14 protein-coding genes are annotated in these 15,058 nt (G+C 32.5%); 13 read left to right on the top strand and 1 reads right to left on the bottom strand.

All coding sequences use genetic code 11. The features are described from left to right. Positions 1 to 1,129: 1,129 nt before the first annotated feature. Positions 1,130 to 1,879 carry a tyrosine-protein phosphatase gene (locus E0F98_RS07915; protein ID WP_132110211.1) on the bottom strand — a complete coding sequence of 250 codons (750 nt, stop codon included), beginning with the start codon at positions 1,877 to 1,879 and terminating at the stop codon, positions 1,130 to 1,132. A gap of 146 nt (positions 1,880 to 2,025) precedes the next feature. Here E0F98_RS07915 and E0F98_RS07920 point away from each other — a divergent pair, with 146 nt between their 5' ends. The 13 genes from E0F98_RS07920 (at position 2,026) to E0F98_RS07980 (ending at position 15,046) form a co-directional block, all read left to right on the top strand. After that, complete coding sequence (locus E0F98_RS07920) at positions 2,026 to 2,895, top strand: ABC transporter permease (protein WP_132110213.1); 870 nt, start codon at positions 2,026 to 2,028, stop codon at positions 2,893 to 2,895. A 290-nt stretch (positions 2,896 to 3,185) separates the two neighbouring features. After that, positions 3,186 to 3,536 (top strand): four helix bundle protein, encoded by a 351-nt coding sequence (locus tag E0F98_RS07925; RefSeq protein WP_132110215.1) that lies wholly within the window; start codon positions 3,186 to 3,188, stop codon positions 3,534 to 3,536. A gap of 193 nt (positions 3,537 to 3,729) precedes the next feature. After that, on the top strand, positions 3,730 to 4,818 hold the full coding sequence (gene gmd, locus E0F98_RS07930) for a GDP-mannose 4,6-dehydratase (protein ID WP_132110217.1): 1,089 nt from the start codon (positions 3,730 to 3,732) through the stop codon (positions 4,816 to 4,818). 10 nt (positions 4,819 to 4,828) lie between these two features. Further along, positions 4,829 to 5,749: a GDP-L-fucose synthase family protein gene (locus tag E0F98_RS07935; protein WP_132110219.1), complete on the top strand. Its 921-nt coding sequence runs from the start codon at positions 4,829 to 4,831 to the stop codon at positions 5,747 to 5,749. Positions 5,750 to 6,069: 320 nt separating this feature from the next. After that, positions 6,070 to 6,753, top strand: coding sequence for an FkbM family methyltransferase (locus tag E0F98_RS07940; RefSeq protein WP_132110221.1), 684 nt, complete (start codon positions 6,070 to 6,072; stop codon positions 6,751 to 6,753). Then, entirely contained in the window at positions 6,746 to 7,771 is a 1,026-nt protein-coding gene (locus E0F98_RS07945; protein ID WP_132110223.1) for a glycosyltransferase family 2 protein, read from the top strand. The genes E0F98_RS07940 and E0F98_RS07945 overlap by 8 nt, the downstream gene beginning before the upstream one ends. A gap of 19 nt (positions 7,772 to 7,790) precedes the next feature. Then, positions 7,791 to 8,726 carry a glycosyltransferase family 10 domain-containing protein gene (locus tag E0F98_RS07950; RefSeq protein ID WP_132110225.1) on the top strand — a complete coding sequence of 312 codons (936 nt, stop codon included), beginning with the start codon at positions 7,791 to 7,793 and terminating at the stop codon, positions 8,724 to 8,726. Between the two features lie 112 nt (positions 8,727 to 8,838). After that, entirely contained in the window at positions 8,839 to 10,122 is a 1,284-nt protein-coding gene (locus E0F98_RS07955) for an ABC transporter ATP-binding protein (protein WP_132110227.1), read from the top strand. Positions 10,123 to 10,135: 13 nt separating this feature from the next. After that, complete coding sequence (locus tag E0F98_RS07960; protein ID WP_165929296.1) at positions 10,136 to 11,041, top strand: class I SAM-dependent methyltransferase; 906 nt, start codon at positions 10,136 to 10,138, stop codon at positions 11,039 to 11,041. Beyond that, on the top strand, positions 11,042 to 12,325 hold the full coding sequence (locus E0F98_RS07965; protein ID WP_132110231.1) for a glycosyltransferase: 1,284 nt from the start codon (positions 11,042 to 11,044) through the stop codon (positions 12,323 to 12,325). Positions 12,326 to 12,341: 16 nt separating this feature from the next. Further along, positions 12,342 to 13,196, top strand: a complete 855-nt coding sequence (locus E0F98_RS07970; protein ID WP_132110233.1) for a glycosyltransferase family 2 protein — start codon at positions 12,342 to 12,344, stop codon at positions 13,194 to 13,196. Between the two features lie 12 nt (positions 13,197 to 13,208). Beyond that, positions 13,209 to 14,048, top strand: a complete 840-nt coding sequence (locus E0F98_RS07975) for a glycosyltransferase family 2 protein (protein WP_132110235.1) — start codon at positions 13,209 to 13,211, stop codon at positions 14,046 to 14,048. A gap of 5 nt (positions 14,049 to 14,053) precedes the next feature. Continuing rightward, the gene (locus E0F98_RS07980; RefSeq protein ID WP_132110237.1) at positions 14,054 to 15,046 is read left to right on the top strand and encodes a glycosyltransferase family 10 domain-containing protein; all 993 of its coding nucleotides are present in this window, start codon (positions 14,054 to 14,056) and stop codon (positions 15,044 to 15,046) included. Positions 15,047 to 15,058 lie beyond the last annotated feature (12 nt).

Here is a 15,058-nt window from a genome sequence, read left to right on the forward strand (position 1 = left end):
AAGCTGGGTGGATAGGTTTGAAGCTAAACGTTGTGTTTCATGGTTTGTGTGAGACGCTTCCAGCGTGACAAACTTGGTGGGTAAACTTGGGAGGATAATTTTGAATTCAAACGTTACAAATTAACGTGTAGTTTGTCATTCCGGAGGAATCTCAGGCTACAATAAGCAAATTGCTGAGACGGTTTAATGGAAACAAACTAGATGTTTCATGGTTTGTTTGAGAAGCTTCCAGCGTGACAAACTGGGTGGGTAGACTGTGCTACCAGACTGCCACTGGCAGTCCTGTTTTTAATTTCAAATGTTTTCAATTTAAGGGCGGGGTTAAGATTGCTAATGATAAGGTGTTCGGTATTGTATGCTGGTATAGGAAATTATTTTCGCAGTAGCGGGTTCTAGCTTGTCAGTGCTGTTATCGATTTTCTATTATGAGCTAGTTCGACACACAGTTTGTCATCCCGACAGAGGAGGGATCGCCACATAGTTTGCGTTTTGTTATAGGTTGTCTGTTATTAGTTAGTTCGGCAAATAGTTTATCATTTGGGAGGACTCAAGGGTTTACCCTAACAGGCGAAGCAATCTTATCAAACCACTCAGCTACGCTGTGATTCTTCCTCCGTCAGAATGACAAGTTTGCGGATATGTTTTATCAGTATTTTCAAAGGTCCAATAGTACTAGTAGGATTTCAGACACCAGAATATTTGAATGCTGAACACTGAACACCAGTTTGTAATTCTGAGGAACGAAGAATCTCATCAAACTACTACCTACGCTGGGATTCTATAATTATTATCGTGATTTTAGAGATAAAAATAGTAGGGCGGGGCACAGAGTCATTGCGAGGGACGAAGTAATCTCCGTATAGTTTGCGTTCAGTTATCTGTTATCCGTTTTCTGTTATCGGTTTTCAGTTCTTGGATTTTTATCACACAAAAGCTTTCTGGGCCAAAGGAGATTTATGAGTATTCGGTTATCTGTTATCCGTTTTCTGTTATCGGTTTTCAGTTCTTGGATTTTTATCACCCAAAAGCTTTCTGGGTTACAGGAGATTTATGAGTATTCGGTTATCTGTTATCTGTTATCCGTTTTCGGTTTTCAGTATTCTAACTTCTATTCTCTTTATTCTAACCTCTACTCTTTAACTTCTGTCTTAAAAAATTGATTATTGCCAATCGCTTCTTTTAGTGTTGCTACGTCTTTTAGTTTTACTTCTTGGTCAAAAGCGGCTATGTGCCGGTCATGATGGACATCTGAGCCTACGTAGGTGTACATTCCTTTTGATAGTAGTTGTTCTGCTATGGTAGTGATTTGTGGACCGTAATAACCTACGACGGATAGTAAATTGAGTTGGAATAGGCAGCCGGCTCTTTTTAGTTTGGCGTACTCATTAAAATTATTGTGGTAAAATAAGTAGCGCTCGGGATGCGCTAGTACCGGAATATAACCAGCTACCTGCAAGTCGAAAAGGATGGAGTATAGCTGAATGGGCGCATTTATGTATGACATTTCGACCAAGACATAATTGTCTTTTAAGGTTAGTAGATCATGAGACTGAAAAAGTCGTAAAAATTGATCGTCCATCAAGTACTCAGCAGCAGCTTTGAAAGGAACCTTAATATTGCTTTGTTCTAATTCTAAAACGGTAGCAGTTTTTTTGGACAGGATGCCTTCGTGGGTATTCTCCCAAACATGTTGGATGATATGTGGAGTGGTGATGAACTCGGTTACTCCAAATCCTTGCAGTGCTTTGGTAAGTCTTAGGGTGTCTTCAAAAGTTTGTGCACCATCATCAATTCCCGGTAGTAAGTGGGAATGAATGTCGATATGACCTTCGGGGATGAGGTCTTTTAGAACTGGCTTATTTTTGGAAAAGAAAAACACTAGCGACTGTTTATATATTATGTTGCAAAGTACGTAAATATTTAAAGACAGAAATTGGAAATAATGAACGATAATTTAAGCAAAATGTTATATTTGTAATGTAGCAATGTTTAATTATTACTAACCACAATACCACAGCACTACTAATGAATAACTTAGAGAGTTCAAATACGGATTGGTTATTTGAAATAACACCTAAAAATAAGTTTTTCTCCCTAAATCTCAAGGAAGTATGGCAATACAGAGATTTACTGCTTCTTTTTGTAAAAAGAGATGTGGTAACTGTTTATAAGCAAACTGTTTTAGGGCCGCTTTGGTATTTGATCCAGCCTTTATTTACCTCGATTACTTTTACAATTATATTTAATAACCTGGCAGGGATTAGTACTGGCGCCGTGCCTCCGTTTTTGTTTAATCTGGCGGGAATCACCGTTTGGAATTATTTCACGGCCTGTCTTACGGGTACATCTAATACATTTGGTGCTAATGCGGGAATTTTTGGGAAGGTTTATTTTCCAAGGCTGATTGTGCCTATTTCTATCGTGATTTCGAATTTGATTAAATTTGGAATTCAGTTCTTTATTTTTATCGCTTTTTATATCTATTACTACAGTCAAGGAGCATTGGTGAGTTTGAATGCTGCTGCGGCCTTCTTCCCTTTGTTGATTGTCTTAATGGGCGTTTTAGGGTTGGGATTGGGAATGATTATTTCGTCTTTGGTGACTAAATACAGGGATTTTAGTTATCTAATTGGTTTTGGAGTGCAATTACTGATGTACTTATCTGCGGTGATGTATCCTATGGCTTTGATAAAAGAAAAAATTCCGAGTTATGGATGGTTGGTTCAATATAATCCCTTAGCTTACGTCATAGAAACCGCAAGATATATGTTGTTGAATGTAGGTCATATTTCTGTTTTTGGGTTGCTGTATACTTTCGCGATAACAGTAAGCGTTTTCTTAGTAGGAGTATTGATTTTTAATAAGACGGAGAAGAGTTTTATAGATACGGTGTAGGATCCTCCCCCCGGCCCCCCTCCGAAGGAGGGGGTGTCGAGATGTGAGGTTTGTGATATTGATATGTGGCTGGGAAATTTAATTGTGTAGCTGATGTCCGTAATAATGTGACTCAGGATGCGAAGCGGTGGACGGGTTTTAGGTAGTTGTGAGAAGTGAAGAGTGAGAAGTGAAGAGTGAGAAGTGAGAAGTGAGAAGTGAGAAAATATATTGGATAGATTAAGATTTAAAACTGTTGACGAACAATTATCATATATAACTACAATCCTCTTAGTAAAAAGCAAGAAAAAATGAACCACAAGGATTTAGATGTTTGGAAAAAAAGTATGGACTTAGTAGAGGTTATCTATAAATTGACCCAACAATTTCCTGAGTCTGAAAAGTTTGGATTAGCAAGTCAAATGAGAAGATGTGCTGTTTCGATCCCTTCCAATATAGCCGAAGGAGCTGCGAGAAAAGGCGATAAAGAATTAATTCATTTTCTGCATATAGCACTGGGATCTTTTGCTGAGTTAGAAACTCAGTATTTAATTGCAGTAAGACTGAATTTTACTGAGAAAAAGGACTCTATTGAGAACCTACTCAATGAGGTTAAAAAATCACTTTTAGGCTTTAGAAACTATATAGATAGTAAGAAGTGAAGAGTGAAGAGTGAGAAGTGAAGAGTGAGAAGTTAAAAGTGAGAAGAGAAGTGAGAAGAGAAGTGAGAAGTGAGAAAGAAGCGGGGAGATTCATTTTGTCTATTCTCATTAAAAGGTTTGAAGCATTCTTAATAGGTATGGTCTCCTGTGTCTTCAGGCGGTTCCGACGACTTGGGAGGATTAAAGAAAAAAAATGAAAACAGCATTAATAACAGGAGTAACAGGACAAGACGGTTCTTATCTCGCAGAATTTTTACTTTCGAAAGGATATAAAGTTCACGGTATTAAAAGAAGAGCTTCTTCATTTAATACTGATAGGATAGACCATCTTTATCAAGACCCACACTCAGAAAATCAGAATTTTATTTTGTATTACGGTGATTTGAGTGATGCTACTAATTTAATTCGGATTATTCAAGAGTCTCAGCCCGATGAAATATATAATCTCGGGGCAATGAGCCATGTAAAAGTTAGTTTTGATATTCCAGAATATACTGCTAACACCGATGGCTTAGGAGCACTACGTTTACTGGATGCTGTTCGAGTTCTTGGCTTAGAGAAAAAAACTAAAATATATCAAGCTTCTACTTCTGAGATGTATGGTCTGGTTCAAGAAGTCCCGCAATCAGAAACGACGCCTTTTTATCCAAGGTCTCCTTATGCTGTTGCAAAGATGTACGCCTATTGGATAACGGTTAATTATCGGGAAGCTTATGGTATGTTTGCTTGCAACGGAATTTTATTTAATCATGAAAGTCCTTTGCGAGGAGAGACATTTGTGACAAGAAAAATCACACGCGGAATCGCTCAAATGGCTCTTGGACTAGAGAAGACTCTTTATATGGGGAATATTGATTCTCAGCGAGACTGGGGACACGCTAAAGATTATATTGAGGCCATGTGGTTAATGTTGCAACAAGACGAGCCAGATGATTTTGTGATCGCTACAGGAATTACCACAAAGGTTAGAGACTTTATTATAATGGCATTCAATGAGCTGGGGGTAACTCTTGCTTTTAGTGGGGAGGGGATTGATGAGGTTGCTGTTGTTGTTTCGTCTTCGAATGTTGATTTTTCATTTGAAATTGGTCAGAAGGTAATTCAAATCGATCCTAACTATTTTCGTCCTACAGAGGTGGATGTACTAAGGGGTGATAATACCAAAGCAAATGCTAAATTGGGTTGGCAACCAAAATATACATTAGCAATGTTAATTAAGGAAATGGTAGCTGCCGATTTAGAACTTTTTAGAAAAGAAAAATACCTACAAGACTATAAATAAAGAAGAAGTGATGCTATTTGACTCAAAAATATATGTGGCAGGACATCGCGGAATGGTGGGTAGTGCCATTGTTCAGAACCTTGAAGAAAAAGGCTATGTAAATATTATTACAAGAACTTCAGAGGAATTGGATTTAACCAATCAACTGGCTGTGAAAACGTTTTTTGAAGTTGAAAAGCCAGAGTATGTTTTTTTGGCTGCAGCCAAAGTAGGAGGAATCGTCGCCAATGATACCTATAGTGCCGATTTTATATATGAAAACATACTCATTCAGACGCATGTAATTCATGAAAGTTATAAAAACAAGGTCAAAAAACTGCTTTTTTTAGGTTCCTCCTGTATCTATCCAAAAGTAGCACCGCAGCCTTTAAAAGAAGAATACCTTTTAACTGGTAAGTTGGAAGAGACAAATGAGTCTTATGCTATCGCAAAAATAGCGGGCATTAAGATGTGCGAAGCTTATCGAAAACAATATGGATGCTCGTTTATAGCGGCTATGCCCACAAATTTATATGGCTTTAATGATAATTACAATTTGCAAAATTCGCATGTGATTCCGGCCTTACTTAGAAAATTTCATGAGGCAAAAAGCAGTGAATCTCCAGAAGTTGTTGTGTGGGGAACAGGAACTCCTTTTAGGGAATTTCTTCATGCCTCAGATATGGCGGATGCCTGCGTGTATTTAATGCAAAGTTATGACGATGGTGGTTTTGTAAATGTTGGTTCTGGCTGCGAAATAAGTATTGGCGACTTGGCCAATATGGTTAAAGAGATAGTAGATTTTCAAGGAGAAATTATTTTTGATACTTCAAAGCCAGATGGAACAGCTAGGAAATTAATGGATATGACAAAGCTTCATGCTTTAGGATGGAAACATTCGATCTCACTGAGAGAAGGAATACAGAAAGTTTATTTACAGAAGTTTTTGTAGATAGCGGAAAGTGAGTCAAATATTCTTATCGTTGATTTATGAAAATAGAGTTAATGAAATAGCGAATCTCGACTTCGATCGATTTGACACAATATAAAAACAGTATATTGATAAATTAATTAGAATAAAAAGGGGGAGCTGAGTTCACAATCAATCGATGAATTTTCGATTATAAGATTTTTTTTTATGAATGTTGAAAAAATAAAACGAATTTATAGATTTTTATTTCCGAAAAAATATTCCCAATCTGAATTGTTTGAGGTTAAATTAAAAAAAATAAATTAGTTACTCATTTTGAAAAAAAGGATTCTAATTACTTGGTGGAGATTTCCAATCAGTATAATTTAATTTTAAGAGATTATAACTTTAGTGATTATGAGGTTTTAGAACAAATTTTTAATTTTAGAGAATATGATGTTGTTTTAAAAATGATGTTATTAAATTTTGAGCATCTAAAAAGCCCTGTCATAATTGACGCAGGGGCAAATGTTGGATATACGTCACTTTTTTTTTCTAATTATTTTAAAGATCTAAGAATATTTGCCATTGAGCCTTCATTTTCTAATGTGGAAATTTATAGACAAAACATAAACTTTTTTAAGAATAATACAGCTACAAAATTATACCATAGAGCTCTATCGCATAAATCAAGTTTGACTTTTACAGTGGAACGTAATTTTCGAGACAGGAAAGATTGGTCAATTACTACTAAAGAAGATGTAAAAGGTGAGGTAAAAGGAATTACGATTGATGATATTTTAAAGGAAAATAGTTTAGAATATATTTCTCTGCTAAAAATTGATGTAGAAGGAGCAGAACGATTCTTGTTTACAAATAATAATGACTTATCTTTTTTAAAAAACACGAAGATAGTGGCAATTGAAATTCACGATGAATATAATTGCAGAATAGAAATTGAAAACATACTCAGAAGAAAAGGCTTCTTTTTGTTCGAATCAGGAGAATTGACAATCGGGATCAATAAAATTTTATTTAATGATTAATGAACCAATAGTATCAGTTGTACTACCTGTTTATAACTGTGAGAATTATGTAAAACAAGCAATTCAAAGTATTTTAAACCAAACCTTTCGTGATTTTGAGTTATTAATCATTGATGATGCTTCTACTGATGAAACAGTTAAAATAATTAATAGCTATACTGATAATAGAATTCAACTTATTTTAAAACCATTGAATTCAGGGTACACTAATAGTTTAAATTATGGAATTCAAATTGCAAAAGGGAAATATATAGCACGAATGGATGGGGATGACATTAGTATGTTGAACCGCTTTGCTAAACAAGTTTCTTTTTTAGAAGTAAATCATGAAGTGATTGTATGTGGATCCTGGTTTCGAGTGATTGGGTCTGGAAAGGTGATACAACTTCCTGAGAATGCGGATTTAATTAAAAGTCATTTATTAAGAGGGAATTGCATTGCACATCCTTCTGTGATGATTAGGAAAGAATCATTGAATAGACTTTCCGCAGTTTATGATGCAAATAGAGAACCAGCTGAAGATTACGACCTTTGGACACGTTTAGCCTTAATAGGGAAATTGCATAATTTGCAAGAAGTGTTATTAGATTATAGGATTCACAATAATCAAGTATCAAATAAGCAAGGTGAAAAACAAAAACAAAATGATTTTGAAATAAAACGAAATTTATATAGTGTGTTGGATTTTAATTTTTTACCCGTTGAATCCGTCGTTTTTGAAAAAATGCTAAATCATGGGAATGGAATAATATTTAAAGATGTTCCCGTTTTTAAAAAGATGCAGTTGAAATTGTTAGCTTCCAATAGTAAAAATGTCTTTGAACCAAAAAGTTTTAAAGCAGAAATTTTATATTTGGATAAGTTTATTATAAAACGCTGTTTTTTGGATAAGAAAGATTTTTACCCAATCACTTTTCTACAATATTTACAGGTAAAAAATGATTTAAGTTATAAATTGAATTTTACTGATCAATTGAAATTATTCGTAAAGTCTATGATTTTTTTTAAAGTCAAGTAAATTTAATAGTTATTATTGTATGAAGGAAATAAAAATTGATTTTGTGGATTTTTGGCCTGGATTCGATAAGACTAATAATTATTTTTATAATATATTAATTGAAAAATATAAAGTCATTATAGACGATAAACCAGATTTTTTATTTTACTCTTGCTATGGTAAAGATTATTTAAACTATAAATGTATTCGGATATTTTATTCGGCCGAAAATTTAAGACCCGATTTCTCTGCTTGTGATTTTGCTTTTTCGTTTGATTATAATAATCGTAATAATCACTTTAGACTTCCATTGTATTCACTGTACGTAGAAAAGCGTAACATGCAGGAAACAATTGAGTCAGTTCTAACTAGGGTCGAGGCCGAAAAGAAATGGAGGGCCAAAACTAAATTCTGTTGCATGCTGGTGTCCAATCCTAAAGCAACTAAAAGATTGAAATTTTTTAAAAATCTATCTAAAGTTAAACAGGTTGATTCAGGAGGAACTGTTCTAAATAATGTAGGAGGACCAGTTTATGATAAATTAGATTTTATAAAGGATTATAAATTTGTTATTGCATTTGAAAATAGTCAGTATGATGGCTACACTACTGAGAAGTTGATTGAGCCTATTTTCAAAGACTGCATACCCATTTATTGGGGGAATAAACTTGTAGAGGTAGATTTTAATCCAAATAGAATACTTAATTACAGTCAATTTAAGTCTGAAAAAGAATTGATTGACAGAATAGTCGAAATAGATCAAAACGATGAATTAGCGATTCAAATGTTAATGCAGCCTGTTTTTAGTTTGGATAGGGTCAGTTATGAAGAGGAAAGACAACAAGTGCTTGCAGTATTAAATCAAATTTTTGAAAGTGTTGGAAAACCCATAGCGCAACAACCGTGGAAGTATATACATTTATTGAAAGAGTACTATATTATTAATAAAAAGAGAGTTTTAAGAAGATTGAATTGAATTTCATTCGTAGATTACAATATTAAATGAAAATAGTAATTGTAGCGGTTAATTTAAATTATAAAATCAAGGTTTTTAGGTTTTTTTTAGCTGTTCCAGTTTGTTGACAATTATGAGCGTAAATAAAAATATCATATTAAAAGCCGAAAATATTTCCAAACAATACCGTCTCGGATTAGTTGGCACTGGTACTTTGAGCCATGATGTGAATCGATGGTGGCACAGTATTAGGGGGAAAGAGGATCCGTATTTAAAAGTAGGCGACATCAATGATAGAAGTACTAAAGGGGATAGTGAGTATGTGTGGGCATTAAAAGATATTAACTTTGAAGTTCAAAGAGGAGAGGTTTTAGGTATTATAGGCAAGAACGGAGCGGGTAAATCTACATTATTAAAAATTTTATCTCGTGTGACGGCTCCTACCACAGGTAGTATCAAATTTGGAGGACGCGTAGCATCCTTGTTAGAAGTAGGTACTGGCTTTAATGGTGAAATGACAGGTAGGGAAAATATCTATTTCAATGGTGCTATTTTGGGCATGACAAAAAAAGAAATTACTTCTAAGATTGATGAAATAATAGATTTTTCTGGTTGTGAGCGTTATATTGATACTCCTGTAAAAAGATATAGTAGCGGAATGACAGTACGTTTGGCATTTGCAGTAGCCGCTTTTTTAGAACCTGAAATTTTGATTATTGATGAGGTTTTGGCGGTAGGTGATGCCGAATTTCAGAAAAAAGCAATTGGCAAGATGCAAGATATATCGAGAGGAGAAGGAAGAACCGTATTGTTTGTGAGTCATAATATGGCGGCTATCAATCAGCTCTGTACCAAAATTATGGTGATGGAATATGGTACGGTTGTTTTTGAAGGGAATACTAATGAAGGGATCGAAGAATATTTAAAAACCAATCAATTCGAAGGTTATTGTAGTGAATATATAAATGAATCCGTTGAAACATCAGGAATATTAAATATTCAACTTGTTGATAATAAAAATCAAGTAAGAACCGAATATGGGTTTGATGAACAAATTGCAATTAAAATTAAGATTAAAGTTGCTGATAAGCACTTGAACTCTTTTCTTGGATTTAGAGTAACAGATAACAATGAGCGAAATATTTTTACATCTGAGATTGAATTGGGAACTGCGATAAATAAGAGTGGTATTTACGAATTTTTCATTGAAATACCAGTAAAAACTTTGTTGCCTAATCGATTTAAAATCACTTTTGCACTACATATCCCGAATGTTACTTTTATTGATTGTTTGAATGATTGTCTTTCATTTGAAATTGTTGAAACTGGGTCAGATTTTCATAAATATGGAAATACAGATAACGGTTGTGTAATTGTTGATTGTGATTGGAATAAAATAAATTATATTGATGTGTAAAGATTTTAATAGTATGATACAATCTACAGTTGATCTTAATAGTAAAGCTTTTCTAAAAGAAACCATTCCTGTAAAGAAACTAATTGTAGGATATAAAAATCAATTTGATATTGATATTAAAAACTACCTAAAAAATGTTTCAGAAGTTAAAATATTCGAATGTGAAAATACTGGCTATCAGTTTTTTTTTCCTTATCATATTGATGGAGATAGTTGTTTTTATGAAAAACTACAAAAATTCGATTGGTATTATATGCCATGGAAATGGGAACATGAATGTAGTAAAAAAATACTATTAGGTAATGAAAAAGTACTTGAAATAGGTAGTGGTGGATTAGGTTTTGTTGAGAATCTTGCCAAATCTGGATTTGACATTACAGGTTTAGAATTGAATGAAGATAGTATTGAAAAAGCATCTAAATTAGGGTTAAAAGTTTTAAATGAGTCTATTCAGATTCATGCTGTACATAATTTTGAAAATTATGATGTAGTTTGTTCTTATCAGGTATTAGAACATATTTCTGAGGTTAGTTCGTTTATCAAAGCGCAAATTGATTGTCTAAAAAAGGGAGGTAAATTAATCATAGCAGTACCCAATAATAATTCATTTATAAAATATTCTAAAGGTGGTTTACTTAATTTTCCACCCCATCATATGGGGTTGTGGAATGAGAGATCATTGCGGAATCTGGTTAATGTATTTGATGTTAAAGTAGATAAGGTATTGTATGAGCCACTACAGAAATATCATTTGGATTGGTTTATTCAATCTACGATTAACGAAATTATTTATAGAAGTAAATTTCTTAAATGGATTTTTAATTTTTTTAAATTAAGAAAATTATATGTCAGAATAGTAAATAAAATCCGAATAAAAATTAAAGGTCACACTATTATGATTATTTACACAAAGGTTTAAATGAAAGTACTTATAGTAAATACTTTTGATAGAGGAGGAGCCGCTAATTCTTGTCTTAGGTTGCATAGAGCATTGCTAGAGTCAGTGACTGATTCAAAAGTGCTATTGAGAGACAAGACAAAAAGAATCAATCAAACTATTCCGTTTAATCAACCACCAGTCCAGTTTTCACTTATAGAGAAAATTCAAAAGAAAATAGTTAGGATTTTAAAACAACTTAAAATTTTAAAAACCAATACTAGTACTCCCGAAAATAAGTTTATAGCCAGTAGAAGAAATGGATTAGAAATGTTCAGTTTTCCTAATTCGCCATTTGATATTACTGAATGTAAAGAGTATCAAGATGCAGATATTATAAACCTACATTGGGTAGCTAATTTTTTAGATTATAGAACATTCTTTGAAAGAAACACCAAGCCAGTCGTTTGGACACTTCATGATATGAATCCTTTTACAGGAGGAGAGCATTATTTAGAGAAATATTTGGGTATTGATGAAGAGGGATTTCCCCAAAAACGTATTTTATCAGTAGAAGAATTACAAAATTCAGACAAAAATCAATATATTAAGAAAAAGGCGCTGTTGAATTGCACTAATCTGACCATTGTTGCACCATCCCAATGGTTGGCAAATGAAGCTAAAAAAAGTGAATTGTTTAAATCACGAGAAGTTGTCTGTATTCCGTATGGTCTTGATTCGGATATTTTTGCACCTAGGGATAAACAATATTCCCGAAATTTACTAAATATCCCTTTGGATAAAAAAGTCATTTTGTTTGTAGCAGATTCTATAAGCAACAATCGTAAAGGTTTTGTATTTCTTAAAAAAGCATTTGAACAATTGGAAATGCAAAATGTTGTGTTGTGTGCTATTGGTAATAAAAATAGTGAATTAGAGTCTGTAAACAATATTATTGAATTAGGGCCTATTTATGACGAAAGACTAATGAGTATTGTCTATTCTGCAGCCGATGTTTTTGTGATACCTTCGTTAATGGATAATTTACCTAATACGGTTTTAGAATCATTAATGTGCGGTACACCAGTTATAGGTTTTCCAGTTGGAGGTATTGTTGATATGGTTCAACATGGTGAAAACGGTATGTTGACCAAAGATATTAGTGTAAAGTCTTTATTAGAAAGTTTACAAGAATTTTTAAAAAGTGATAGTGTATTTGACTCAAGTCAAATCAGAATAAATGCAGTAAAAAAATACGATTTAAAAGTACAAGCATTGGAGTATAAAAAAATATTTGAGACTATATTAGCGAATACAAATAACTAAAAATTAAATTAATACAATGGTACTTTCCATAATAACCATAAATTATAACAATTTTGACGGTTTGAAAAAAACGGTCGAAAGTGTGATAAATCAAACATGGAATGAGTTTGAATATATTGTTATTGATGGTGGTTCAACTGATGGTAGCAAAGAGTATATAGAAAGTCAGAGTTCGAAAATTAATTATTGGATTAGTGAGAAAGATTCAGGGATTTATAATGCCATGAACAAAGGAATAAAAGTTGCTAATGGTCAATATTTGTTGTTTTTGAATAGTGGTGATGATTTAATAGATAATGATATTTTGAAAACTGCAAATTCAAAATTGGTAGATAAAGAACTAGTTTATTTTGATATCAATGTGATTGGGGAAAATGCTTTTTATGTAAAAAATTGTCCTGATTTTTTATCGTTTTCCTATCTGTTCAAGGAAACATTGCCACATCAATCTACTTTTATCAAGAAAGAATTATTTGATAGAGTTGGGTATTATGATGAAAGTTTAAAGATAGTCGCTGATTGGAAATTTTTTATTATTGCCCTCACTAAAAAAGAAGCTACGTATAAGCATGTTGATGCCGTTTTGTCCAACTTCTATTTGGATGGTTTAAGTTCTACTAATGATTTTTCGCAAGAAAGAAGAGTTGTTTTAGAATTGCTATTTACTGAGTACCTTTCGGATTATGATGAACTGTTTGAAAATCGAAAAAAGTTAAGTAATATGCAAGATTATATGAATTCTAATAGACTGAAGATGCTGATTGAAATCGAAAAAACAACATTTGGCAGAAAATTTCTGTCTTATTTATTCAGAATTTTGATCGTATTTTTTTCGAAAAAGAAAGTCAAAGAAGTACTAAATACACATTAATTTTTTTCAACTATGAATAATACGGTATCTATAATTGTACCTTGCTATAATCAAGCACAATATCTAGATGAAGCTTTGCAATCTGTTGCAGCGCAAACTTATTCTGATTGGGAGTGTATTGTCGTAAGTGATGGAAGTCCAGATAATACGGAAGAAGTAGCACAAAGATGGATCGCAAAAGACAGTCGGTTTAAATATTTGTATCAAGAAAATTCGGGTGTGAGTAGTGCCCGTAATTTAGGTATCAGCCATGCTAAAGGAATTTTTATTTTACCATTAGATGCAGATGATAAAATGGCAGCAGATTATGTAGCATTAGCACATAAAGCACTTCATGAAAACCGTTCGTTGAAGGTTGTTTATTGCAAGTCGGAAAAGTTTGGTGCTGAAACAGGTGTTTCAATATTGCCGCCGTTTTCATTATTTAATTTAAGTAGAGAAAATATGATTTTTTGCAACGCCCTGTTTAGAAAAGAAGATTGGGCAAGTGTAGGAGGCTATGATGTAAATATGGTACATGGCTTAGAAGATTGGGAATTTTGGATAGCCATTTTAAAAAATGGCGGCGATGTAAATTGTATCCAGACCACTGGATTTTATTATAGAATAAAAACAGAATCGAGACAAACAAAAATTACTAATTCCCATTTTAAGGAATTATTTGAATATTTGAGTGTAAAACATGCCGATTTTTTTGTGTCACACTATGGTTCTTTTCAACAACTAAAGACTGAACTAGCCAAAAAAGAAGAGGAGTTGGATTATCAATTGAAGAGTGAGAAGTTTGTAATTGATTTGTTTTGTAAAACATTTTTAGGTTTTACTGTTTTTAATAAAAGCTTTAAACTATAAAGTATATGAGAGAAATTAGAATTAATTTTACTGATTTTTGGCCAGATTTTATTAAAACGAATAATTATTTCTACAATTTATTAATTCAAAATTATAAGGTAATTATAGATGAAATAAATCCAGATCTATTAATTTACTCTTGTTACAGTGAAGAATATCTCAGATATAAATGTATACGCATCTTTTTCACTGGAGAAAATGTAAGACCCGATTTTACAGCTTGTGATTTTGCTTTTTCGTTTGATTATAAGACTCGAAAAAACCATTTTAGATTACCATTGTATTCTTTGTATATTGATCATCACAAAATGTTAGAACAGTTGACATATGAAAAAACAAGATTAGAAGCTCAAAAAAAATGGGAATCAAAATCTAAGTTTTGTTGTATGGTGGTTTCCAATGCAAAATGTCAGAAAAGATTAGATTTTTTTAAAAATTTATCGAAATTTAAAAAAGTCGATTCAGGAGGTAAAATCTTTAATAATGTTGGAGGTCCAGTTGAAGATAAATATGATTTTATTAAAGATTATAAGTTTGTATTGTCATTTGAGAATAGCAGTTATATTAGGTATACTACTGAGAAAATTTTAGACCCAATTTATAAAGATTGTATTCCAGTTTATTGGGGAAATCCATTGGTAAGTAACGACTTTAATGATAAGAGATATATAGATTACGATGATTATGAAACGGAAGAAAAATTAATTAGTAGATTAATTGAAATTGATGAGAATGATGAATTGGCTATTGATATGATTTTACAACCACCTTTTTCAGAAAAAAAAATAACTCATGAACAAGAACATATTGAAGTTTTACAAATTTTAATAAAAATAATTCAAAGTAAAAAAAAGCCAATAGCAATTGGATTTTGGAGTGAAATCCATTGCTTGAAATTATATTATAAGGGATTCAAAATGAGTTTTTTGATTTTTTACAAGAGAGTAGATAAGAAAATAAAACTTAGTTTTCCTAATAGAATATTTATTTTAAAATGAATAATTATTTTG

Source organism: Flavobacterium hiemivividum (assembly GCF_004349145.1).
Taxonomy (GTDB): Bacteria; Bacteroidota; Bacteroidia; order Flavobacteriales; family Flavobacteriaceae; genus Flavobacterium; species Flavobacterium hiemivividum.

Bases quoted from the DNA above. Each gene is read 5' to 3' on its own strand.
- E0F98_RS07935 (WP_132110219.1), top strand. From the start codon at position 4,829: ATGCTATTTGACTCAAAAATATATGTGGCAGGACATCGCGGAATGGTG.
- E0F98_RS07975 (WP_132110235.1), top strand. From the start codon at position 13,209: ATGAATAATACGGTATCTATAATTGTACCTTGCTATAATCAAGCACAA.
- E0F98_RS07920 (WP_132110213.1), top strand. From the start codon at position 2,026: ATGAATAACTTAGAGAGTTCAAATACGGATTGGTTATTTGAAATAACA.
- E0F98_RS07980 (WP_132110237.1), top strand. From the start codon at position 14,054: ATGAGAGAAATTAGAATTAATTTTACTGATTTTTGGCCAGATTTTATT.
- E0F98_RS07960 (WP_165929296.1), top strand. From the start codon at position 10,136: ATGATACAATCTACAGTTGATCTTAATAGTAAAGCTTTTCTAAAAGAA.
- gmd (WP_132110217.1), top strand. From the start codon at position 3,730: ATGAAAACAGCATTAATAACAGGAGTAACAGGACAAGACGGTTCTTAT.
- E0F98_RS07945 (WP_132110223.1), top strand. From the start codon at position 6,746: ATGATTAATGAACCAATAGTATCAGTTGTACTACCTGTTTATAACTGT.
- E0F98_RS07950 (WP_132110225.1), top strand. From the start codon at position 7,791: ATGAAGGAAATAAAAATTGATTTTGTGGATTTTTGGCCTGGATTCGAT.
- E0F98_RS07965 (WP_132110231.1), top strand. From the start codon at position 11,042: ATGAAAGTACTTATAGTAAATACTTTTGATAGAGGAGGAGCCGCTAAT.
- E0F98_RS07925 (WP_132110215.1), top strand. From the start codon at position 3,186: ATGAACCACAAGGATTTAGATGTTTGGAAAAAAAGTATGGACTTAGTA.
- E0F98_RS07955 (WP_132110227.1), top strand. From the start codon at position 8,839: ATGAGCGTAAATAAAAATATCATATTAAAAGCCGAAAATATTTCCAAA.
- E0F98_RS07970 (WP_132110233.1), top strand. From the start codon at position 12,342: ATGGTACTTTCCATAATAACCATAAATTATAACAATTTTGACGGTTTG.